The organism is Vibrio sp. 10N.261.46.A3, assembly GCF_041472995.1.
GTDB classification, from domain to species: Bacteria; Pseudomonadota; Gammaproteobacteria; order Enterobacterales; family Vibrionaceae; genus Vibrio; species Vibrio coralliirubri.
Genome location: NZ_JBFRRH010000115.1, coordinates 40,156 through 62,904, shown reverse-complemented (window position 1 = coordinate 62,904; position 22,749 = coordinate 40,156). Strand labels below are relative to the sequence as shown.

24 protein-coding genes are annotated in these 22,749 nt (G+C 45.4%); 5 read left to right on the top strand and 19 right to left on the bottom strand.

What is annotated here, in order from left to right:
* Window positions 1-100: 100 nt before the first annotated feature.
* Complete coding sequence (locus AB4484_RS23240) at window positions 101-595, bottom strand: DUF2780 domain-containing protein (protein WP_050643269.1); 495 nt, start codon at window positions 593-595, stop codon at window positions 101-103.
* A 134-nt stretch (window positions 596-729) separates the two neighbouring features.
* The gene (locus tag AB4484_RS23235) at window positions 730-1,350 is read right to left on the bottom strand and encodes an FKBP-type peptidyl-prolyl cis-trans isomerase (protein ID WP_008220519.1); all 621 of its coding nucleotides are present in this window, start codon (window positions 1,348-1,350) and stop codon (window positions 730-732) included.
* Window positions 1,351-1,563: 213 nt separating this feature from the next.
* On the opposite strand from AB4484_RS23235, the gene AB4484_RS23230 reads away from it, so the two are divergent.
* Window positions 1,564-2,148, top strand: a complete 585-nt coding sequence (locus AB4484_RS23230; protein ID WP_048605967.1) for a LysM-like peptidoglycan-binding domain-containing protein — start codon at window positions 1,564-1,566, stop codon at window positions 2,146-2,148.
* Between the two features lie 59 nt (window positions 2,149-2,207).
* On the opposite strand, the gene AB4484_RS23225 is transcribed toward AB4484_RS23230, so the two are convergent.
* The 11 genes from AB4484_RS23225 to AB4484_RS23175 all read right to left on the bottom strand — a co-directional run bounded on the left by AB4484_RS23225 (window position 2,208) and on the right by AB4484_RS23175 (window position 12,167).
* Complete coding sequence (locus tag AB4484_RS23225; protein ID WP_248339176.1) at window positions 2,208-3,056, bottom strand: DMT family transporter; 849 nt, start codon at window positions 3,054-3,056, stop codon at window positions 2,208-2,210.
* Window positions 3,056-3,508: a GNAT family N-acetyltransferase gene (locus AB4484_RS23220; protein WP_061039608.1), complete on the bottom strand. Its 453-nt coding sequence runs from the start codon at window positions 3,506-3,508 to the stop codon at window positions 3,056-3,058. The genes AB4484_RS23225 and AB4484_RS23220 overlap by 1 nt, the downstream gene beginning before the upstream one ends.
* Before the next feature lie 57 nt (window positions 3,509-3,565).
* A complete protein-coding gene (locus AB4484_RS23215; protein ID WP_050634866.1) occupies window positions 3,566-4,132 on the bottom strand; it encodes a Crp/Fnr family transcriptional regulator in 567 nt (188 codons plus the stop codon).
* A gap of 71 nt (window positions 4,133-4,203) precedes the next feature.
* Complete coding sequence (locus tag AB4484_RS23210) at window positions 4,204-5,958, bottom strand: lysophospholipid acyltransferase family protein (protein ID WP_372080591.1); 1,755 nt, start codon at window positions 5,956-5,958, stop codon at window positions 4,204-4,206.
* A 12-nt stretch (window positions 5,959-5,970) separates the two neighbouring features.
* Window positions 5,971-6,414 (bottom strand): hypothetical protein, encoded by a 444-nt coding sequence (locus tag AB4484_RS23205; RefSeq protein ID WP_017096575.1) that lies wholly within the window; start codon window positions 6,412-6,414, stop codon window positions 5,971-5,973.
* A gap of 10 nt (window positions 6,415-6,424) precedes the next feature.
* A complete protein-coding gene (locus tag AB4484_RS23200; protein ID WP_372080589.1) occupies window positions 6,425-6,862 on the bottom strand; it encodes a YHS domain-containing (seleno)protein in 438 nt (145 codons plus the stop codon).
* A 12-nt stretch (window positions 6,863-6,874) separates the two neighbouring features.
* Window positions 6,875-7,624: an NRDE family protein gene (locus tag AB4484_RS23195; RefSeq protein ID WP_372080587.1), complete on the bottom strand. Its 750-nt coding sequence runs from the start codon at window positions 7,622-7,624 to the stop codon at window positions 6,875-6,877.
* Window positions 7,625-7,626: 2 nt separating this feature from the next.
* Window positions 7,627-8,169 carry a DinB family protein gene (locus tag AB4484_RS23190; RefSeq protein WP_248369736.1) on the bottom strand — a complete coding sequence of 181 codons (543 nt, stop codon included), beginning with the start codon at window positions 8,167-8,169 and terminating at the stop codon, window positions 7,627-7,629.
* A 19-nt stretch (window positions 8,170-8,188) separates the two neighbouring features.
* Window positions 8,189-9,322 carry a D-alanine--D-alanine ligase gene (locus AB4484_RS23185; protein ID WP_372080586.1) on the bottom strand — a complete coding sequence of 378 codons (1,134 nt, stop codon included), beginning with the start codon at window positions 9,320-9,322 and terminating at the stop codon, window positions 8,189-8,191.
* Window positions 9,319-9,906 carry a DedA family protein gene (locus AB4484_RS23180; protein ID WP_050622152.1) on the bottom strand — a complete coding sequence of 196 codons (588 nt, stop codon included), beginning with the start codon at window positions 9,904-9,906 and terminating at the stop codon, window positions 9,319-9,321. Before AB4484_RS23180 ends, AB4484_RS23185 begins: the two co-directional genes overlap by 4 nt.
* Window positions 9,907-10,190: 284 nt before the next feature.
* Window positions 10,191-12,167: a bifunctional 2',3'-cyclic-nucleotide 2'-phosphodiesterase/3'-nucleotidase gene (locus AB4484_RS23175; RefSeq protein ID WP_372080584.1), complete on the bottom strand. Its 1,977-nt coding sequence runs from the start codon at window positions 12,165-12,167 to the stop codon at window positions 10,191-10,193.
* A gap of 414 nt (window positions 12,168-12,581) precedes the next feature.
* Between AB4484_RS23175 and cysD the strand changes: the two genes are divergently transcribed.
* The 4 genes from cysD to cysC all read left to right on the top strand — a co-directional run bounded on the left by cysD (window position 12,582) and on the right by cysC (window position 17,410).
* Window positions 12,582-13,526: a sulfate adenylyltransferase subunit CysD gene (gene cysD, locus AB4484_RS23170; RefSeq protein ID WP_258954156.1), complete on the top strand. Its 945-nt coding sequence runs from the start codon at window positions 12,582-12,584 to the stop codon at window positions 13,524-13,526.
* A gap of 18 nt (window positions 13,527-13,544) precedes the next feature.
* The gene (cysN, locus tag AB4484_RS23165; RefSeq protein WP_048605942.1) at window positions 13,545-14,975 is read left to right on the top strand and encodes a sulfate adenylyltransferase subunit CysN; all 1,431 of its coding nucleotides are present in this window, start codon (window positions 13,545-13,547) and stop codon (window positions 14,973-14,975) included.
* A gap of 65 nt (window positions 14,976-15,040) precedes the next feature.
* On the top strand, window positions 15,041-16,765 hold the full coding sequence (locus AB4484_RS23160) for an SLC13 family permease (RefSeq protein ID WP_017067554.1): 1,725 nt from the start codon (window positions 15,041-15,043) through the stop codon (window positions 16,763-16,765).
* 24 nt (window positions 16,766-16,789) lie between these two features.
* The gene (cysC, locus tag AB4484_RS23155) at window positions 16,790-17,410 is read left to right on the top strand and encodes an adenylyl-sulfate kinase (protein WP_017067555.1); all 621 of its coding nucleotides are present in this window, start codon (window positions 16,790-16,792) and stop codon (window positions 17,408-17,410) included.
* Window positions 17,411-17,574: 164 nt separating this feature from the next.
* On the opposite strand, the gene AB4484_RS23150 is transcribed toward cysC, so the two are convergent.
* The 6 genes from AB4484_RS23150 to AB4484_RS23125 form a co-directional block, all read right to left on the bottom strand.
* The gene (locus tag AB4484_RS23150) at window positions 17,575-18,483 is read right to left on the bottom strand and encodes a TIGR03899 family protein (protein ID WP_372080581.1); all 909 of its coding nucleotides are present in this window, start codon (window positions 18,481-18,483) and stop codon (window positions 17,575-17,577) included.
* 514 nt (window positions 18,484-18,997) lie between these two features.
* Window positions 18,998-19,513: a DUF3299 domain-containing protein gene (locus AB4484_RS23145; protein ID WP_017058892.1), complete on the bottom strand. Its 516-nt coding sequence runs from the start codon at window positions 19,511-19,513 to the stop codon at window positions 18,998-19,000.
* A gap of 14 nt (window positions 19,514-19,527) precedes the next feature.
* Window positions 19,528-20,787 (bottom strand): ABC transporter permease, encoded by a 1,260-nt coding sequence (locus tag AB4484_RS23140; protein WP_171733238.1) that lies wholly within the window; start codon window positions 20,785-20,787, stop codon window positions 19,528-19,530.
* On the bottom strand, window positions 20,784-21,500 hold the full coding sequence (locus AB4484_RS23135; RefSeq protein ID WP_248339190.1) for an ABC transporter ATP-binding protein: 717 nt from the start codon (window positions 21,498-21,500) through the stop codon (window positions 20,784-20,786). Before AB4484_RS23135 ends, AB4484_RS23140 begins: the two co-directional genes overlap by 4 nt.
* Before the next feature lie 140 nt (window positions 21,501-21,640).
* A complete protein-coding gene (locus AB4484_RS23130; protein WP_372080579.1) occupies window positions 21,641-22,378 on the bottom strand; it encodes a DUF2796 domain-containing protein in 738 nt (245 codons plus the stop codon).
* Window positions 22,379-22,419: 41 nt separating this feature from the next.
* The gene (locus tag AB4484_RS23125; RefSeq protein WP_017063722.1) at window positions 22,420-22,710 is read right to left on the bottom strand and encodes a DUF2607 family protein; all 291 of its coding nucleotides are present in this window, start codon (window positions 22,708-22,710) and stop codon (window positions 22,420-22,422) included.
* Between the last annotated feature and the right edge of the window lie 39 nt (window positions 22,711-22,749).

Genomic DNA, 22,749 nt, shown 5'->3' with positions numbered 1-22,749 from the left:
TATCTCGTATCTCGTATCTCAAATATCTTTTCTTCCACGCACAAAAAAGAGCACCGAAGTGCCCTTATCAAATTTTAAGCTAGCTATTAATAACTAACGCTTACTGCCAAACAGCTGCAAGCGAATCCATCAGGCCGCTCGTCGCACCTTGTGACTGCAATGCTTGAAGAATGATTGGCGCAAATGTCGTAACCATTGATGGATCCATACCTAATCCAGAAAATGCACTTTCAACGGCACCTTGTGAGCTTAGTAGCGATGATAGACCAGTAGACTCAAGGCTCGACATGCCAGGAATCAGCGTTGCGAGTTCTTTGTTGTCGGCTGTGCCAAGTGAGTTTTGTGCAAGGGCTAACATTGAACCAATACCGCCAACTGCTTGGTCGCTGGTAACAGAAGCTTGGTCAGCTACCGTATCCACTAGTGGCGTTGTTTCGTTCTGCTGAGACCACATATTCACTGCTGCCATTAGTGCAGTTTGTGATAGTTGGGAATAGTTGGTATCTGATGATGAACTGGTTTGTTCAGAGTCGCTCGTGCTAGCGCAAGAGACAACAGCAAGGCTGCTTAAAACTGTGATGAGTACTTTCTTCATTATTCGTCCTTAAGTAATAAAGTAATTTACTCTTTCACTATAAACGAAAAACGGCGATGTAGTCACATCGCCGTTGGATTATTTCAATTTTATTTGCCTATAGTATTTTGTTTTACTAAAGGTTTTTATAAAAATTAAAGAATAGCTAGAAGTTCTACTTCAAATACTAGAGCAGCAAATGGTGGGATTGCAGCACCTGCGCCACGCTCACCGTATGCTAGATCTTGAGGGATGTATAGCTTCCACTTAGAGCCAACAGGCATCATTTGTAGAGCTTGTACCCAACCTTGAATTACGCCAGTTACTGGGAATTCAGCAGGTTGACCGCGAGATACAGAGCTGTCGAAAACAGTACCGTCAGTTAGTTCGCCGTGGTAGTGAACACGTACTTGCTTGTCTGCAGTTGGGATTTCGCCAGTACCTTCAGTTAGTACTTCGTACTGAAGACCAGACTCAAGAACCGTTACTTCTGAACGAAGAGCGTTGTCAGCTAGGAAAGCTTCGCCGTCAGCAGCAGCAGCTTTAGCTAGTTCTTGACGTGCAGCTTCACCACGAGTGTGTAGCTCTTGTAGTGCGTTGTTGATTTCGTCAACTTCGATAGCTGGCATGTCGCCAACTAGAGCTGTTGCGATACCAGCAGCGATTGCGTCAACGTTTAGGCCTTCAAGACCAGAACCAGCAAGTTGTTGGCCCATTTGTAGACCGATACCGTAGCTAGCTTTTTGCTCTACAGTTTCAAATTTTACTTCAGACATGAAAAGTCACTCTTTTTGTCAGTACGAAAAGGGTAAGAATACCAGTATTAGCAGCGTGAAGAAACGGCTAGTCCCTGATCACTTGCGCTTTACCGTACCCAAATCACAGCCATGTCAATTTTCTCGCTTTGGGCCTTGTTGTGACGGAAAGATCTATACTGTTGGTACTTTGGTTTTTATACTGTAGTTATTCAATGTATAGGACGCAGTGGTATGAATCGTCGTCAAAAGAAAAAACAGAAAGTTGACCACTTAGCAGAATTCAAGGATCGACTGAATCAGGTCAAAGAGAAATTGAGTTCGATCGATGTGAAGAAAATGAAAACCTCGACAGCGCAAACTTGGGGCTCATTGCCGAAGTTACACCAAAGACTGTTGATGGTGATTTCTCCGATCGTACTGATATTACTTTTTGTGCCGCTACCAGAACCAAAAGTAGACACAGCTCCAACAACATCGCGCGTTGAGCTTGAAATAAACACCGTCGGCTTAAGCGAACAGCAAAATGCCAAGAGCAGTTCATCAGAACCGAGTAACAAAAATTGGCAGGAGTACCTTGTTAAGCAAGGGGATACGTTAGCGCAGGTTTTTCGAAACAACGATTTGCCATTGTCTGACTTGAATGCGTTAGTGCGTATTGAAGGTGCAGATAAGCCACTTAGTCAGATTCGTAAAGGCCAGCTGGTTCGTTTCAAACTTGCTGAGACTGGGCAGTTGGACATTCTTCAGCTAGAGAAAGGCGACACTTCGGTGATGTTCTTCCGCTTATCCGATGGTGGCTTCGGTCGCAGTAAGTAGATGAACAGTAAGCCTGAGTTAAAGCACTTCACCAGACACAGATAAACGATAGAAAAGAGCTAAGCATTAGCTCTTTTTTTTGGTCGCTTGAAAGGGGCGAGTGGCAAGATGATAAGCATGATTCCGATAAAGGTTAATGTATCTGGAATCTCATCGAACCATATCGCACCTATTAGCGCCACAAACACCAATCCTGAATACTCAGCCAAGGCAATTTGGCTAGAGTGTGCTTTTTGATAGGCAGCAACCGCAAGGCCGTTGTAGCTTAAGATTAGCGTCGCACTTAATGCTATGTATCCCAAATGCTCCACAGACACCGGCTGCCAGTATAAGAAGCACAGTACTAATGAGGCTGGAATAGAGAATAAGGTTGTCCACCACAGCGTCGTGACGACGGTTTGTTCACTAGGAAGCTTTCTTACCAATACATTGAATAGTGCGAGGGTGAGTGCTGTCCCCAAAGCAAACAGTGCTGCCCAATGAAATTGTGATGGCCTCAAAACAATCAATGCGCCAATAAAACCTATGGTTGTGGCGATAACCTTTCCGAGTGCCGGTTGCTCTTTCAATAGCAACATTGAGAGCGGCAACATCAGTAAAGGCGCGACATAAAATACTGCGTTGGCGGTTGCTAAAGACAAGTGAGTGATCGCGACCACCATACATCCACTGCCGATCAGAATTAACTGACCTCGAATGAAGGTTACCTTAGCCTGCTGTAAGCGTCGTTGTTCTTTTTTCTGCTGAAGCCACAAAGGGGTGATGATGAGCAGAGATATCAACTGTCGGAAAAAAATATACTGCAAGGGCGGTACTTCGCCATTTAACAGCTTTACCGCTACGTCGGAAAGCGAGGCAAACAAGTTGCCTGCAACCAACAATAGAATACCGGCAGTGATATTCGTCATTATTTTTCTAATCTCATGTCTACATGAGGAATGTCATCTTCGAGGTACATATCCGAGATGGTGTTGAAGCCGTGGCTCGCATAGAAGTTTTCTAGGTGTTGCTGCGCGCCAATATCAATGGCCGTATTTGGCCAAAGAGCCTCGCAGCGTGTTAATGCTTCTTTGATTAACTGATGCCCTAGGCCATCACCTCTTGCTGATTGCTTGGTTGCGACTCGGCCGATGCTTGTGTTGTCGTAAGATGTACCTGGTGGTAATAAACGTGCGCACGCTACCAACTCTTCATCAGAATAGCCAAGTAGGTGCTCAACACCCGCGAGTGTATCTTTTCCGTCGAGTTCTGGATAAGGACAAGTTTGCTCCACCACAAATACATCGACTCTTAATTTAAGTAGTTGATAAAGCTGTTGTGTTGAGAGTTCAGAAAAGGGAATTGAGTGCCAAGTGATCATGTTTACATCCAGAGATTATCGATGCTCTGAATGTACTATGCGCGATGATTGTTGGCATTAACTATTGTTAATTCGACCTTTAATTCTGCTCAGGCTGATTGCAGTTATTCCTAGGTAGGCTGCAATTTGATTGTCGTTCAAGCGCTGCTCAAGGTCGGGATAGTGCTCGCAGAACAGCTGATAGCGTTGCTCTGGTGTATAGAGCAGCATGAAGCGTTCTTTATTTTCCTTATGCATCAGCTGTGTTTCTAACAGCTTTAAATACAAAGGATTATTTGATGCTCGCCACTCGATAACCGCATTCATTGGTAGCTCTAACATGGTGATGGGTGTCAGCGTTTCTAATAGGTAAGGAGAGGCTTGGTTCTTTATTAGACTCTCAAAGCCGATGATCCAATCTTGTTCCCAATAGAACTCTTTGCTGTATTGCTTACCGTCATTGGTGAGGTAGCAGGCGTGGCACAAGCCCTCAAGCACAAAGTAGATTGAACTCGCCATCTCACCTTGATTGATCAAGATGTGTCTGGTTGGTAGCTCAAGTGGCTTGGCGACAGCAACTAGAGATTCAATCTGGCTTTCAGAGAAGTCGAAGCTTTGCAGTTGTTCGATAAAAGAGGTGTGCATGAAAATAACCTATCCCAAATAAGTGCCGAAATCATCGCACTTATTTGGAGAGAGGTACAGAGTGGGATAAATCAGCGTCGTGTGTGTTGCTCTAGGTAATCTAGAGCAAGTTCTCTGCCCATGTATTTACCCAGAGTCTTCAGTGGTACCTTTTTAAGGTTCACCACAATCAAGCCATCCAAGGCATCATTAAATGATGGGTCAACGTTAAAACACACCAGTTTACCGTTCATCCCTAGATATTGGCGCAGCAGTACTGGCAGGCCTTTACCTTGCTCCATACGTGCTAACACTTTAGAGAGCAGAGGCACACTCGCCAATGAAGAGAGCAGGTGATTCTGCCAGAACACATGACTGCTGGTATTGAGTGGTGATGAAGGTGAAACCAAATTCGCCTTTTCCTCGTCGTAGTGATGGATTGATAAGGTGGTCGCGATCAACAGACGCGCATTGTGGCTGTAATCATTACTGATACTGACAGGGCCGAACAGATGGGTGTATTGAGGGTGACGAGACACAAAGGTCGCGATGCCTTTCCACAATAGTAACAGTGAGTTCAGGCTCTTTTGGTAAGGTTTACTTACCACTGATCGCCCAAGCTCAATGCTGTTTTCTAACGTATCAATGAATTCTTGATTGTAGTTAAACAGGCTACGAGAGTAGAGCTGATCAAGCCCGTGCTCTGCGATGAGTTTGTCGACCATACCGAGTCGATACGCGCCAACCAGTTCTGCCTTGGTTTTATTCCACACAAACAGTTGATGGTAGTAAAGGTCATACTCATCTAAATCACAGGCAAGCCCGCTGCCTTCTCCGACTTCTCTAAAGCTTTCTTCTCTTACTCGACCAATCTCGCGCATTAAGTTAGGAATAGATTGGCTTGGCGTGCAATAGACCTCGAAATCCCCTTGCTCGAGTAACTTCATCTCTTCCGGAAGAGAATCGACCTCTATTGCCAACACTTCTGGTGGAATAGGCGCAATCACTTGGGTATCAAAAGAGGGTGCGTGGATGGGCGTGCTCGGGCTGTCTTGTTGACTCATTAGGTAGGTATTGAGTCGTAGGTAGTTGACGATATCCATCTCTTTTTCAAACGATTTGATCTCTGAATACGGAATCGATGAGCCAATCGAGATAGAGATAGTCGTCGCCTGTTTATTAAGAAGTTCACGGCCGAGTAAAGCGGTTCTTAATAGTGGATGAACACGACCTGCTTGGTAGAACAGCTCGCTATTTTTACCATTGATAAAGATAGGCACCGTGGTGGCTTGGTGACGTTTGACGAATTTCGCTACCGACTTGCTCCACTCGATGTCTGTCAGTGTTTTTGCCCCTTTACGGTAGCTCGATACTTCACCCGCAGGGAATACAATCAAAAGCCCACCATCAGCTAAATGACGATTGGCATCTCGAATGGCTTTAGCATTGGTGCGTTTTGACTCTTTACTGTTAAAGACATCGACACCGATGAAAAGATCATCCAGTTCAGGCAGGCGCTTAAGTAGCTCGTTCGCCAGCACCTTCACATCCTTCCTTACTGATCCTACGAGATCGGCAAGGATCACGCCTTCAATTGCGCCAAGTGGATGGTTAGCCACAATCACTACTGGTCCTTCTTCCGGGATATTCTCTGTGGTGCCAGATGAAACCGAGTAGTCGATATTGAGCGCCGACAGGGTGTGATGCATGAATTCAAAGCTAGATAACTCGTTTGGTCGATCTTGATAGAGTCGGTCTAGCTTAGATAGCCCAGTTGCCCACTCGACAACAGACTCACCTAAACCAAAAGGCGTGTAACGTGGTAAACGAAAAGGACTATCAATCATAATGAAGCTACCTTATTGACTAAAGTTGTTTAGGAAACCGTCTTGATTCTTGAAATCTTTCACACTTAAAAACGCACCGCATAACCAGACTAGGCATGCCATGCCAAACAATAATCCGCCGTCGTAACCGACAATTTCACCCGCTGCGTTGAACTCAGGCATCTGAATACCGAGCGGCGTAAACAGGTGGAAAAATATCGCACCGCTCATGATCCCCACGCTCATGATGGCACCCAGGCCATGCCAACGCGTGAACAGCAATATGGCCGCAATCAATTCAGCGAATCCAATCAAGTAACCGCCAAACGAGCCAAACCAACTGAGCCCTGACCATGTCGCGAGTGTGCCAAAGATATGTTCAGTCTCGTATGAGCCAGTGAACTTAAAGAACAGCGACTGAATAAACACAAACGCGATAAATGCCGCAGGGATATGTTTGGCTGGAGTGAATGTCATCGTTATTCCCTTACTTAATCAGTTGCGGCCAAACTTTATCGGCTTGTTGAATATGCTGTGTTTGGTCTTGTTCCCAACGCTGCTTAATCTCTTGGTCGTAGTTTAGGTAAAGCTTGTTATCAACAATCGTCCATTGATGTGGGTCACCCGGTGCAAAGTCACTCTTCGCTGATACTGCCCAAGCGCAATAGCCACCATATTGAGGGGCATATTTTTCAGGATTATTAACAAATAAAGTCAGATTCTTTTCAGAAGAGAAATACCAATCCGCGCCTTTGTACTCAGTGCTGAATTTTTTACTGCCTTCAACGGGCTTACCGGAAGTGAAATACGCGACGGTATCGTAGCCATCGAGAGCCTTACTGCTAAAGAAGCCAGTGTAGATTTCATCGGCGGCAAAGACGTACGGACTAACAAGTAGCAGAACCATGGTGAATAGTTTTCTCATGATGGACTCCATCTATAGATTGATTGCGGGTGATAAATCAAAGGTAAAGCGTTGCTGATTTATCTGGCATGGTTTAATGGGTTCGCATGGTGAGCCGGGTGCATAAAACATAGAGGCTTGGCCATGCAGATTACGTAAGTGTGTAAAGCTCACGGTATGTGCGTCTTCGCGATGCATACAGGTTGCTAAATGAGGTTGTTCGTTGTGATGGTGAGAGTGAAACTTAAGTAAGTTCTGTTGATTCTTACCTGTTGCCATAAGCTGATCGTATTTTGCTTGTCGGTAAGCTTGCACTCGCTCTAAATCAACACCGGATGAGAACAGTGGAGAATCAGTGTCGACTATTTGCTGTTGAATACCATCCCACATGTAGGCGATAACCAGACCATTGTGTTGGGTTAGGTTGGGCGCGAAAGCCAGCAAGGTAAATGGGGCAAAAGAGTATAGGTCTAGCTTGTGAAATGCTTCAGAGAGCTGACTGATATTACGACTCGATGATAGGTTTTTAAGTAGTAAACCGCGGCTTACTAAAGGCCCAACGGGCACTGTGCCTTGATAGTTATTGAGTAGGCATAGCGAAAGCCCGAACTCATTAATACTTATCCAGCTACCCCCGCCAGTTGGGTCGAGTGGCATGATGATATCGACACCGTTGACTCGATATTGTCTGGGTGGCATTGCCAGTGCTCGCGTCTTTTGTTCATCACGATTAAAAAAGACCTGATAGCCATTCTCTTCAAGCAGCCAAGATACTGAACACATGATTATTGCTCCCTCAGATAGCTGTTGGTGGTTGGGGCATAACCAAAGGTGTTGCAGGTTTCAATATCTAAGAAGGTGGTGATCACCTTGATCATCGCGTAATGATGATTGGCATGCAGCGCGGCAAAGGTGACCTCTCTTTCGAGCGTTGAAGGCAGGCTTGCGAACACTTGAGCATCCATCGAAACCTCAGTTTGGATCATGATAGGCGCTTCGAGATCTCGACGGTCTAATCGTTCAAGCCAGTTGATCACATAGTGGATCTCTTTAACTGCAATAGAGCGGTCGTATTCGACGGGATGACCACGACGACGAGTGTTGTAATCAACGGTCTCATCCTCTTTTAAAATCAAGGCGTGAAAAAGATCCAGTGTGTGACGAGTATGTTCACCGATAGAGCTTGTAACGTGTGGCTTTGCTCGTGTTAGGTAATCGCTGTCAGAAATCGCTAACAAAAACTCTAGACCCTGATTCAATATCTCTACCGCTCCCTTGATGCTAGGAGAGAAAGAAGTAAGGGCGCTCGGCTGGGCTATGGGGTTCATTCATGATCCTCGTGAAAAGTTAGTCGGTAGTCGGATATTGTTGAACAAGACGTCGCTCTTCTTGCCACGCCGCAAATAAGCTCTTGAAAGAAGGGGATTGGTGGCCTCGTTGTTTTTGCTGAGCGCCAATATCAAAAAGAATGCGATATTGCAGAAGTAGCGTGGAAAATATCTCTCGCAATGGGGTGTTGCGATCCCAGATATGTCCAGCCTCACTGCTTGCGCCATTGACCTCAAGAATCGTGAAATCCTCGCCGTTCATTAGGCTGTGCATGTCCTTAAACTTGACGTCGAGTCGACCAAAGTGAAAGCCATCGAAGTCGTCGAATATCTCGTCTAAGCGTTCGGTTAAAGCCTGAGTGATGTATTGATTACCGTCTCGGAAGATACAGCCACGGCTATGGCTGCCTGCAAACGCGAGTTGGAACTCTTCGCCCTCTGCGAGCACTTGATCCAATTTATCTTCATGTCTCGGTAGATACAGGTGACTAAGCTGCCCAGCACGCGGGCTATTTTCAATTAACTGTTTGAGTGTCGACTTGCCATCACCCATCACCATTGGTGCGTATTTGAGTGTGATCGAGATGATCTCGCCTTGCTTTTTGTTTGGGTAACGAACATAGAAAACACCCGCTTCGGCTTGATAAGGCGCCTTTTTCTGCAGTAGAAAGCGAGCATTATTTGGGAAAGATTCGACATATTGCTCAAGTTGATCTTGGTTGTTGATCAGCTTTACTCCAACACCTCGACAGCCAAGATCCGGCTTTGCCACGATAGGGAAATCAAGATCAGATTGGATGAGTGCGCTGCGTGCGTCTTCGGCTTGTTTTTTACTGCTGAGATCCGTTTTGGTTAGGGTAATAAACGGTGAGATCCAGCGCCGACTTGAAGATCCGGCAAGGCTCAATATCTCGTGTTTTGATTCACCTACCATGCCGCTTAACTTGATGCTTGGATTGGCGATGAGTGGCAGCGCCCAGTCAAAGTGCCGTAACCCTTGCATCAGGCTTTGAATGACCACTGGCGTGTAGAAGAACCAGGTCGGAAGAAACTCATAAGGAGAGACACTGCGCACGGTATCTTTTTCAAGCAGAGGCATGCCTGCATTAATTTGATGTGCGGGAATGATGCGAATATCTTGCGGTGAACTCATGATAATCCTCTAGAGTAGGTTTTATTCATTAATCGATTGCCGATAAACAGCAAAACGATGGCACACGGGATGATGATCCATTGATATTCAGAGGCTTGCAGCCACGCTGATGTCCCTAAATAGTAGATGGCAGAGAAGACAATGCCAGTCCAGAGCGCAGTGGCGCTGATGACGGCAAACAAGAAAGTAGGCAGTGGGATAGCGAAAAAGCCACTCAGGGTAAAACCAACGGTGCGTAGCCCAGGAATAAAGCGGATAACAAAAAGGCTGCTGAATGCGTTTTGGCGTAATTTGGTACGAAGCGAACGAAAGTACTTATTGGTGAGGGCTTTATATCGAACGCCTCGGAAGTAACGTCCTGATTTTCCTAGGTAGTAGAGGCCCAAGTCACCTGTGGCAATACCGATGAAAATGGCAAGCAGCGCATATTGAGGAAGAATGAGTCCTTGCGTGGCTAAACCGGCAGCGGTAACAATCGCAAGATCTTCAAGCAGGTAAGAAAGCGCGATAATGCCAAGCATCAACCATAGCAGCGACTCCTCCCCTGAATGTAACCATGCTTGAATGCTCTCGACCGTGCTCATCAAATGTCCTTTTCTATCCTATAGATGAATGGCTTAATGACCATTCATTGAGTGTAGTAAATTAAATAGACACGAGGAGCAGATAAAAACTTACAGCTGATTAGTGTTTTTTTGTGCTGATTGAATGCAATGAGTGGTTTGAGGTATGCGGTTTCGGTGCAGCATCAGAGGATGTTAAAGGGTTAGAAACGTAAGGTTTTGGAGTGAATATTGAGAAGAAAGGAAAAAGGCTGAGTCGTTAAACTCAGCCTTTTAGAAGGTTAAATATGGATTACTTAAGCAATCTATTTAGTTAGGTCAATCTGGTAAACAGCGAAACCAACATCGTCAGTCGCAACACGTTTCATCGGGTATTGACCTTTCTCTTTGATGAACTCTGCTGCTTTCGCGCTTGGCGACGTTTCAAAGCGGATATCTAGTTTGTTATCTGTTTTGATTGGTGCAAATGACCAGTTGTTGTCAGCCGTTGGGCTTACTTGACCTTGCTCTTTGCTTACGCGAGAGATGTAGTTTGCAAGAACAGTACGGTTCTCATCTGGTGCATCAAATGCGATGAAGTCTTCACCTGTGCCTGGGAATTTAGCACTGTATGCACGGTAGTTGTTGGTTGCGATCAGGAAGTCTTGCTTCATGTCGATTGGCTTACCTTGGTAAGTTAGGCCAACAATACGCTGTGAATCAGGGTTAACCACTTTACAGTTCGCATCGTATTTCGCAGGTTGAGTTACGTCGATTTGGTAATCAACACCGTCGATAACATCGAAGTTGTAAGTGCGGAAGTTATCCCACTCGATCAACTGTTGTGGTGCGGTTGAGTTAACATCCACTTGGTTGAACTGACCTGCAGAACACTCAAGCCACTCTTTTACTTCGTGACCTGTTACCTTCATTGCAACTAGCGTGTTCGGGTAAAGGTATAAGTCAGCCGCGTTACGGAATGTCAGTTGACCAGACTCAACTTCAGTGAAGTTTGCTGGATCATTCTTACGGCCGCCCGCTTTGAATGGCGCAGCAGCTGAAAGTACTGGTGTACCGTCTAGGTCTGGGTCACCTTGGATGAACTGTTCAACGTAATCTTTTTGTGCAAGGTTAACAATCTGGACTGTTGGATCGTCTTGTACTAGAGACAGGAAGCTGTACATCACATCGTCTGCTTTACCAATTGGTTGGTTAACAAACTCACGAGTACCTGCGTGGTCTTTTTCTAGTGCTGTTACGATGCCTTCATCAGCAGCTGCAAGTGATTTCTTCTCGATCTTGTCGTAGATAGGGCGTGCTTCTGATTGGCCTTTTACTACTTCCCACTTACCGTCTTTTTGTGCAAGTGTTAGGTCCATAACACCAACGTGGCTACCCCAACGACCTGGCATTACTGCTGCAACGCCGTTCATTGTGCCCGTTTCGTTGTCGATGCCTTGGATGTCATCAAAACCTTTGCCTGGGAAAACTGCGTGAGAGTGACCGAATGCGATTGCATCAATGCCGTCTACTTCAGATAGGTAGAACGTTGAGTTCTCTTCGCCATTTTTGTATGGGTCAGTTGATACGCCTGAGTGAGGGATAGCAATGATAACTTCAGCTCCTTCTGCTTTCATTTGAGGCACTAACTCGTTAGCCGTCTCAATGATATCGCGAGCGATTACTTTACCTTCAAGGTTCTTCTTATCCCACGTCATGATTTGTGGTGGAACGAAACCGATGTAGCCGACTTTTACTTCATGCTCTACGCCAGCAGTATCTTCAAACGTGTGCGTCTTGATGATGTAAGGCGTGAAGTAGTGTTCTTTGGTTTTTGCGTCGTAAACGTTAGCACTGATGTACGGGAAATCAGCGTCGTTGATTGACTCTTCTAGGAACTCAAGACCGTAGTTGAATTCGTGGTTACCTAGGTTTGCAGCGTCGTAGCTTAGCTGGTTCATAGCTTTGTATGCAGGGTGAACTTCACCAGCTTCGATGCCTTTGTCTGCCATGTAGTCACCCATTGGGCTACCTTGCAGCAAGTCACCGTTATCAACTAATACGCTGTTGGTTACTTCGTTTTGAGCTTCTTTTACTAGAGTTGCAGTACGTGCTAAGCCGATTTTTTTCGATGGCTTGTCTTTGTAGTAATCGTAATCCATTAGGTTGGTATGGATGTCCGTTGTCTCTACGACACGTAGTTTAATCACTTCATCGGTATCTGGTGTTGTTGTACAGCCTGCTAGAGTCAAACCAAGACCCGCAAGTACAGCCAATGACAAAGGTTTCATTGCAACTTTCATTTTGTAGCTCCAAAGTGGATAGTAGAAAATTCGTTGCGTAATGTAACAAAATGGAATGAAACAATGATTACAACGAATGTTAATTCGTGACTTAGATCGATTACTTTATGGTGTTCTGCAAGACGCCTCCCAAAGCTGTTCAATCGATGCGCAACTGATATCGATAATATTAGTCCATTCATTTCACCTGCTTATCGGTAAATTCAATCCCTTATCAGCTTTTCGAATAAAAAATGAAATTTTAGAATTTCCAGTAATATGAGAGGCTCGTCATAATGCCTATATCAAGGACGTATCAGGCAGATGAATAGCAAGGATAGCTCAACACGAAGCTTCTGTTTTCTTCTAGTGCCAATACTCCCATTCACTCAAGTGGATGAGTTAAATCCCATGCTTGGCAAGACCAAGTAATGAATTGCTCGTAACGCGAGCCTTAAAGGAAGCACTGAAATGGACCAAGAACGTTTAACCCACCTAAAACAGCTCGAAGCGGAAAGTATTCATATTATCCGTGAAGTGGCGGCTGAGTTTGATAACCCAGTGATGATGTACTCCATCGGTAAAGATTCTTCTGTGATGCTTCATTTAGCTCGCAAAGCGTTTTACCCAGGCAAGATTCCATTCCCACTATTACACGTTGATACAGATTGGAAATTCCGCGAGATGATTGAGTTTCGTGACCGCACTGCAGAAAAGTACGGTTTTGACCTTTTGGTACATAAGAACCCTGAAGGTATCGAGATGGGTTGTAGCCCATTCGTACATGGTTCTTCGAAACACACAGACATCATGAAAACACAGGGCCTTAAGCAGGCGTTAAACAAGTATGGGTTCGATGCGGCTTTTGGTGGTGCGCGTCGTGATGAAGAGAAATCTCGTGCGAAAGAACGTGTTTATTCTTTCCGCGATAAGAACCACACATGGGATCCAAAAAATCAACGTCCAGAGTTATGGCACACCTACAACGGTCAGGTGAATAAGGGCGAAAGCATTCGTGTATTCCCATTATCAAACTGGACTGAACTGGATATCTGGCAATACATCTATCTAGAGAGCATCGATATTGTTCCGCTTTACCTTTCTGATAAACGCCCAGTTGTTGAGCGTGATGGCATGCTGATCATGGTTGATGATGACCGCATGGAGCTGCAAGAAGGTGAAGTGATTGAAGAGAAAAGCGTTCGTTTTCGTACTTTAGGCTGTTACCCACTAACCGGAGCGGTTGAATCTGAGGCGAATACGCTAACAGGCATTATTGAAGAGATGCTGGTGGCGACGTCTAGTGAGCGTCAAGGTCGAGCGATTGACCATGATCAGTCGGGCTCTATGGAGCTGAAAAAGCGCCAAGGTTATTTCTAAGAATCTAAGGAAAGAAAAATGAATAGTGCAGTAGAAGCCGAATTGGCTGAACTAGGGATTGAAGGTTATCTAAGTCAGCATCAGCATAAATCTATGCTTAGATTTTTAACTTGTGGCTCGGTAGATGATGGTAAAAGTACGCTAATCGGTCGCTTGCTCCATGATACAAAACAAATTTATGAAGATCAGCTAGCGGCGGTTCACTCGGATAGCCAACGAGTGGGTACGACAGGTGAGAAACCTGATTTGGCACTGCTTGTTGATGGTCTGCAGGCTGAGCGTGAGCAAGGCATCACGATCGATGTGGCTTACCGCTACTTCTCGACGCAAAAACGTAAGTTCATTATTGCTGATACTCCAGGGCATGAGCAGTACACGCGCAACATGGCGACAGGCGCTTCAACGTGTGATCTGGCGGTGATCTTGATTGATGCTCGTAAGGGTGTTCTGGATCAAACCCGTCGTCACTCGTTTATTTCTAACCTGCTTGGTTTGAAGCATTTCATCGTCGCTGTAAATAAGATGGATCTGGTGGATTACGCACAAGATCGTTTTGAAGAGATTCGCGATGAATACCTAGAGTTTGCAGAAAACCTAGAAGGCGAAACTAATATTCAGATCTTGCCAGTATCGGCGCTTGAAGGCATCAACGTTGCTGCACCAAGTAAAGAGCTTGCATGGTTCGACGGCCCATCTCTACTTGAAGTGTTAGAGAATGTCGACATCGATCAAAAACGTTCTGCGGGTGAATTCCGATTCCCTGTTCAATACGTAAACCGTCCCAACTTAGACTTCCGTGGTTTTGCAGGCACCGTTGCCTCTGGCCGTGTCAGTGTGGGTGATGAAATCAAGGCGCTGCCGTCGGGTAAAACCTCTAAAGTTGCACGCATTGTGACTTTTGATGGTGACTTGGAATCTGCACAAGCGGGCTTGGCGGTAACGCTGACCCTTGAAGATGAGATTGATATCAGCCGTGGTGATTTGATTGTGCTAGAAAACGCGCAGATTGAATCCACTAACCACGTATTGGCTGACATCGTGTGGATGACAGAGCAACCACTGCAACCGGGCAAAGCTTACGACATCAAGATCGCAGGCAAGAAAACCGTTGGTCAGGTTGAAACAGTTCGTCACCAATACGACATCAACAACCTATCGACTCACGCTGTCGATGAGTTGCCATTGAATGGCATTGGCTTGTGTGAATGGTCACTGAACGAGACTGTCGCGCTAGATAAATACCGTGAGAGTGCCGATACCGGTGGCTTCATCGTTATCGACCGACTAACCAACGTGACGGTTGGCGCGGGTTTGATTCGAGACCGTTTGGACTCAGTTGAGCAGCAAGTCGGTAATTTCTCTGCATTTGAACTTGAGTTCAACGCATTGGTTCGCAAACATTTCCCTCATTGGGATGCCAAAGATCTAAGCCAACTACTGAAGTCATAAACGACCAAGTAACAGCTTATTGAATCAGGCGGAAACCGATCGTTTCCGCCATAAAGGACGGGTATATGTGGCAACAAGGATTTGTATTAGCGATTTTGCTCGGCATCATTACTTGCCTGCTCGTTACCCGTATTAAGCCAAGCTTTATCTTTGCTGGCGCGGCGTTTATTGCTTTTATGGCTGGCATGATCGACTTGTCGAGCCTAGCCAATAATTTCACTAACTCCTCGTTACTGACTTTAATTCTTCTGATCCTCGCATCAAGTGCGTTGGAGAAAACTCGCTTAATCAGCTGGGTTAGCCGCAATATCTCTGAAGGTAGGTTAGGTACCGTGGTTGCGAAGTTGGGTATTTCCACAGCGTTACTTTCTTCTTTTACTAATAACACGGCGGTAGTTGTTTCTTTGATCGGGGCGATCAAACGTAATCAACAGCACGCGCCGTCTAAGTTACTTATCCCTTTGTCATACGCTGCCATCTTAGGTGGCACCCTGACACTGATCGGCACCTCAACCAATTTGATCATTAATAGCTTTGTTGAAGACGCAGGATTGCCGAGCTTAAACTTTTTTACACCAACCTTGATCGGTTTAGCGGTCTTGGTCGGTGGTGTGTTGATCCTTATCCCTCTGAGTTACTTCTTACCAAGCTACGATGATGGCTCCCAAGATGATTTGCCTTACTTTCTAGAAGCAAGAGTGGAACCTGGCTCACCGTTGGTTGGTCGTAGCGTCAGTGAAAACAACCTCAGAGCATTGAGAAAACTGTTCTTAGCGGAAGTGATTCGCGACGGTAAAACCACGGCTTCGATAGACCCTGACTTCATACTTCAAGCTCGTGACCGATTGCTGTTTTGTGGCGATGTCGAGAGCGTGGCGACACTGCAAGAAATCCAAGGCCTGACTCTGTTTGGTCAGCACCACTTGAACGGCCAGAGCTTCGTTGAAGTGGTGGTGAGTTCGTCAGCAAGCTTTTGTAACAAAACCCTGAAAACCAGCCAATTTAGAGACCGTTTCGATGCGGTTGTGGTTGCTATTCGTCGTGGTCATGAACGCCTTGAAGGTGGCCTTGGAAACATCACATTGACCGCTGGTGATACTTTGATTTTGGTTCCAGGTAAACGCTTTGAAGAACAGCGCCAACAACACAATAAAGAGTTTGTGTTGATGAATGACTTAGATTCGAGTGCCAAGCTTGATGCCGATAAATCGACGTTCGTGTTGCTCGGCTTTGCCAGCGTGATTGGTTTAGCCCTTATCGATGCAGTACCAATTATCAAAGGCTTAGCTGGTTTTCTACTGTTGCTGGTGGCATTTGGCGTGGTACAGCTGGGTGAGCTCCGTCGCCGTTTTCCGGTTGATATTGTGGTGATCGTGGGCTCTGCACTTTCTATTGCTCAACTGATGATTTCATCGGGTTTGTCTGAGCGCATGGGGCTGATGTTCATGGAGGCGTTTAATGGTTGGGGCGTATTCGGAGCGTTAGTTGCTACCTACTTTATGACCTTGGTTCTGACGGAGCTGGTGACCAATAATGCGGCCGCAGCACTCTCATTTCCGATTGGCTACAGTATGGCAGTAGGTTATGGCGTTGACCCTATGCCGTTCATCATGGCGGTACTGTTTGGTGCCAGTGCCAGTTTTATCTCTCCATACGGCTACCAAACCAACTTGCTTGTTTATAGCGTAGGTAATTACCATTTAACGGATTATCTACGTATCGGCATTCCAATCTCGATTGTTTATTCGGGCTTGGTGCTGACCCTAATTCCTTACTTTTTCCCATTTTAATGCTGTTTATTTAAAGGACTAATTATGACCGCAGTACTCAAACCCAAAGATGAGAATGTTGTGTGGCATCAACACTCGATTGATAAAACATTTCGCGCGGATCTGAAATCACAAAAGCCAGCAGTGCTCTGGTTCACGGGGCTGTCTGGTTCTGGTAAATCGACAGTCGCAGGTGCATTAGAAAATCGCTTGGCACAGCTTGGTTACCATACTTATTTATTGGATGGCGACAATGTGCGTCATGGCTTATGTAGTGATCTTGGCTTCTCTGAGCAAGATCGTCGAGAGAACATCCGTCGTATTGGTGAGCTTGCTAAATTGATGGCAGATGCAGGCTTGATCGTGTTGTCTGCTTTTATTTCTCCACATCAAGCGGAGAGGCAGTTGGTGCGAGACTTATTGCCGGAAGGTGAGTTTCTTGAGGTGTTCGTCAATACGCCATTAGAGGTTTGCGAACAGCGTGATCCTAAAGGTCTGTATAAGAAAGCACGTGCCGGAGAAATCCCGAACTTCACAGGTATTAGTTCAGTGTACGAAGCACCTCAGAACCCTGAGATTGATCTACCCGCAGGTGAGAAGACTCTCGATGAATTGGTTGAACTGTGTATTGATGCGTTGGAGAAGCGAAATATTTTAGCCAATTGAGAGCGTTGGTATGACTAAGGCTGTCCACTTACTTATCGACTTATTCATGACTGATAAGTAATACAGCCTTGGTTTACCGAGACAAGAAACCTATCCTCTAGATTCTCTTTATTCCTCTCAATACTTCACTTTTTACACCGTCTATTCTTTGCACCGTCAAGTGTCTAGACGGTGTAATTCACGCTGCTTTTCACTTCTGTCTGAACCGTGAATTTCTGGCTCAGTAGAGCAATCAGTTGGTCGTAGTACTGCGAGTTTGGCTTGTTGCCAAGCAAGGTACAAAGCTCATTACCGGTTGGGCTGAATCGATAGTAAACCAGCTTTACCCCTTTTGATAACGGTGCCAGCGACATGCTCTTACCTTGATAGGTTAGGTGCAGTGCTGGGTCGAAATCAATCTCACCAGACTCTAACTCTGTACCCAGAATAATCCCGAGCTCTATCAAGTGGAGTAGGCTGGAGTAGGGCAGGTTGTGTCCACCAAGGTTGATGGTGTTGGTGGTGTCCCTTTTGCCAAAGCTGAATAACCCAGCATGAGATTTAAAACCGAGTAAGAGCTTTCTGCTGTTATCGCTACCAAAGCTACAACCCAGTGATGCCGCTCTTTGTAGGGTTAACGCTTCTTTTGGTGTCATGTCTTTTAAGATTTGCAGTGCCTTCATCGACGTCGAGCCTGGGTTGGTGACTTCTCGTTTCAGTACTTGAGCCCATAGCCTCTGCATCGATGTATTGTGGATCTCTTGTGCCATATCGAAGAAACGGTATAGCCAGTCCTGATCTGGGTCTCCAGCCGCTTCATCCTTACACGAAGAGTGTGCCAACTTTAGAATCTGTTCTAGGTTCTTTTGGCGAAGCTCTCTACGTTTCTTCTCTCGCAATAGTGCCCGTTCGATAAGCGTACTCTCAGCTTTATCGTTTGGCTTTGCACTATGACTAATTAAGGAATCGAGGCCGAAGCTTTGTGCGATGTGCAGCATTCTGCTGGCACTGTCGGCAATATGAGGCTTTTTCTCATGCTTATGCTGTGTGTCGCTAGCATGCTCAATGATCACTGGCTGTTTGGTTTCTGACATAAGAGTACCGTTAGGAGACGACTCAAAACCAATCGTAGTAAATAATTGCTCGCTCTAGCTTGTTAAAACGCTCGATAAATCCGTTAGAATTTTTGATTGTAGAATAACTACTTATCAAAAAGATCCGCCTTGTTCTCAAGCCTTTTTTCTACGCTATTTCTGAACACTTACTTATTGTGATTGGTATAACTGTCTAAAATGTAACTCTTTATCTTATTGGTGGCTAGATTTTGCGTGCAGAGTTGAAGGTTTCAACAAAATTTTACTTTTGCTAATGATAATAAAATGTTAAATTTGTTGTAATTCTCAAGGAGGAGTTATGAATCAAGCCAATGATAACAAGCTGAAGAAACAGCTTAGTATAGGGTTATTACTCGCGACTTATGTCGCTGTTCTAGCTTACTTATCTAATTACATCGCGTAATTCAGAAGAAAATTATCGTTATTAAACTGTTATTGAATGATCACACTCGTTCAGTGACGGCAGCTCATCCTTGAGCCACCCTTCTAATGACTACATGTCGTCATATTCTTCAATCGCAGTACCTTCAATAAGATAACCGGTTTGCGCTAAGTCATGGCTGATTGACTCAGTTTTCAGCGTTCCGACCAAATAGATTACATCCCATAACTGCTGTATTGGTGCACCTTTCGGGAACTTCACGTAGATGATTTGGTTCGGTGGCGGCGGTGGCACGTGGATACATGCGCCAAAGTACGGTACCAGCAGAAACTCAGTGATCATATTCTCATCACCTTCCAATGGAATCACAAAGCCAGGAATCTTCACTGTGCTGCCATTCAATTCTGGGCGAACAGCACCAAGTGTCGATTGTTGAGGTTTGTCCATACTATTGTGGTCAACCATCGGCATACCAAATGAATCTAGCTGAGCGCGCTCTGATTCCGGAATCAAATCAATCCATTCAAGTGTTAATACCGATTCGTCATTCTGAGTGGTTTCAGCGTGAGCTGTACTGATAAATGGGAACAGAAGTAGCCCAAGTATCAGTAGGAATTTGCGTTGCATCGTAGGTTCCTATTTTAGATTCGAATCGTCATGCCATCAGACAATGACTGGCGGTAAGCCCTGAAAGCGGGAATAAAGCCGATAATGATTCCGGCAACTTGTACCAGCATAAGCAGTTTCCACTCATGCGGTGTGATTGCGGATATCGATATGTTGATACCATAGCTTTGTTGCACAATAGGAGCAACCACTGCGATCAGCGCAAACAACACCGCAACACCTAATGTAATGCCAAGGAAGGTTAGCGCACTGGCTTCACTGATCAGTAAACCAAACACATGACGAGGTCTTGCGCCCATCGCACGCAGGATAGCCATCTCTCGACGCCTTTCTTGCAAGCTAGTAAGTAGGCTACTGAGCATGCCCAATAAACCGGCGACAACAACAAACCCTGAAACAATCAGTAGTGCTTGTTCTGCTACAGCCATCATTCCCCACAATTCGTGAAGTGCAATGCCCGGCATAATGGCGCTCAAAGGTTCTTGGCGGTAGTTATTGATTTCTCGTTGCAGTGCGAAGGTTTGAATTTTCGAATTCAGCCCGAGCATCATCGCGGTAATCTGCTTCGGTTGGAAATCAAAAGTTTTTAAGGTTTCGGCATCCGGCGTGTGTCCTAGGTTAGCACCTGATTCCCAGCCAACGTGAATCGCTTCGATTGCCTCGAGCGATACGTGTACGGTTTTGTCTACTGGTGTTCCGGTTGGCGCGAGTATTCCCACAATCTTGAAGGGCAGATTATCGTGACGGCTAAACGCAACATCACTGATACCGTGCGCAAGAATGATTTGATCACCGATTTTGTAATCTAGCTTCTTCGCGACATCGGCACCAATCACTACATCAAATAGCTGTTCAAATTCTTTACCTTGTTGGAAAGTAAGTAATTGCTTACTTCCATAGCGATAGTTTTCAAAGTAGCTATGGTTGGTACCCATCACACGGAAGCCTTTGTGTGAATCGCCCAATGAGATTGGTATCGCCCACTTTACTGCGTTGTGCTGGCTAAATTCTTCATAGCTTTTCCAGTCGATGTTGTTGGTCGCATTACCGATTCTGAATACTGAGTAAAGCAGCAGGTTGACCTGACCAGAACGGCCACCAACGATAAGGTCAGTACCTGAAATCGTATTGGCGAAGCTGCTTTTTGCTTCGGTTCTAACGCGTTCTACGCCGAGCAAGAGAATGACAGATACAGCTACCGTGAGAATAGTGAGAATAGCCGTGGCTTTACGGTTGAGTACGCTTTTTAAGGCTAAGTGAGTAATTACTTTCATACGACAACCTTAGCTTGGTTAACGGTTTTTAAATCTATGGTTCGAGTGAACAACTTTTCTAGTGTTGGATCATGGCTAACAAAGATAAGAGTAGACCCTGCCTGGTTGGCTTGTTCTAACAACAGTTCGATAAAAGCTTCTCGGTTGTCATGATCCAAAGCCGAGGTTGGCTCGTCGGCAATAATGATTTTGGGTTGGCCAATCAAAGCACGAGCGGCAGCAACACGTTGTTGTTGACCTATGCTCAACTCGGTAACGGGCTTGTCCATTAAAGCTTGAGGTAGTTTTAATCGGAGTAACAACTCTCGAGCCGTCTCTTGTAAGCTTTTCTGGCTTTCAGCGACTTGCTGTTTACGTATCTGTGAAAACTGGCAAGGAAGCGTCACGTTATCGATAACTGATAGATAAGGAAGCAGGTTAAATTGTTGGAAAATATAACCAATATGATCGGCTCTGAATTTATCTCTTTGACGAGGTGTAAGCTGAGTGAGGTCTTGATCAAGGATAGAGACTTCTCCTTGCTCAGCTTGGTTGATTCCGGTCAGTAGCCCTAACAAAGTTGATTTTCCACAACCACTTGGCCCTTTAATAAAAAGGTGCTCTTGGGCTTGGATGTGAAGAGAGGGGATCTCTAGCGTTGGTGGTAATTCAGGCTTCCAACGAAAGCTGATATTTTCGAGTTTGACCACAAATGATGAACTGTCAGAAGACATGCTAGCTCCAATAATTAAAGCGGTGTATCTACTGGACAGTAATTTGAAGCATAAATTCCCCAGACACACCGATTTGAACAGCCAAGTAAGCGATGACTTACCTGACTGTTTATTTTACGTTTAATCCGATCTAGGAGTGATTAGAATCGGAAACTAATACGCTCTGCGTTAAGCACTTCTTGTACTTGAGCTGTGTCTGTTAGTAAGTTCACAGTCATTTTTTCTGTATTACCGAACTTAGAGAACCATTGAGTGCTAACTGTGTCTAGCTTAGCAACGTCTGAACATTGGTAATGGTACTCAACGGTGAATTCGCCGTGGCCACCTTCAGAGTGGTCATGACCTTCGTGGTCATCATGATCGTGTTCAGCGTGGTCATGGTCTTTGTGGTCGTCATGATCGTGCTCAGCGTGGTCATGGCCTTCGTGGTCGTCATGACCGTGTTCCGCATGGTCATGGCCTTTGTGGTCGTCATGATCGTGCTCAGCATGGTCATGGCCTTCGTGGTCGTCATGACCGTGTTCTGCATGGTCATGGCCTTCATGGTCGTCATGATCGCCTTCTAAGGTGTTTGCCACTGACTTGAACTTCAGAGTACAATTCGCATTGTTAAAACTAAACAGCTCTTCTGGCTTGTTTAATTGTGCGATAGCCTGCTCAAACACTTTCTTCTGTTCTGCAGTTTCTGGAGCATGTTCAAACCCAACCACATCCGCGCCTGGAGCTGTTACTTCAACAAGCAGTTCTTGCCCATCTTGCGCGATGTTTACTTCAACTTGACCATGTACGTGTGCATCATGAGAGCGGAACTCTTCGTTAGCTAGAACATTTGTAGAGACAGTCATGCCGATAACAACGGCTAAAATAGTAGGTTTCATGTTTTTTTCCTGAATAAAGGTTAATTAAAAAGTAGTGGTAATTAAGCGATATTTACAGGAGGTGAGCGTGCCAAATAAGCGAAATATAGCCGCTGTAGTGAAGTTACTGACTCTGTGATAGCGACAGTAAATTCCGAATGGAACTCTGGAATCTGTGGTAGTGAGTGCGCTGTGATGAACTGATTAAGCGAAAACAGCTCACAATGGTGTGAGGTGTGGTGCTCTGGTGCGATATCCACGATGTGTGTTGCGGCTAACACGCTTAACATGAGCATAAGCCCAAGCAAGAAGCCTGTTTTGCGTTTCACATTGTTGGGTGTGTTTTGCCACATCAGGATGATTAACCACAGAATTAAAAAAGGATACTGTTA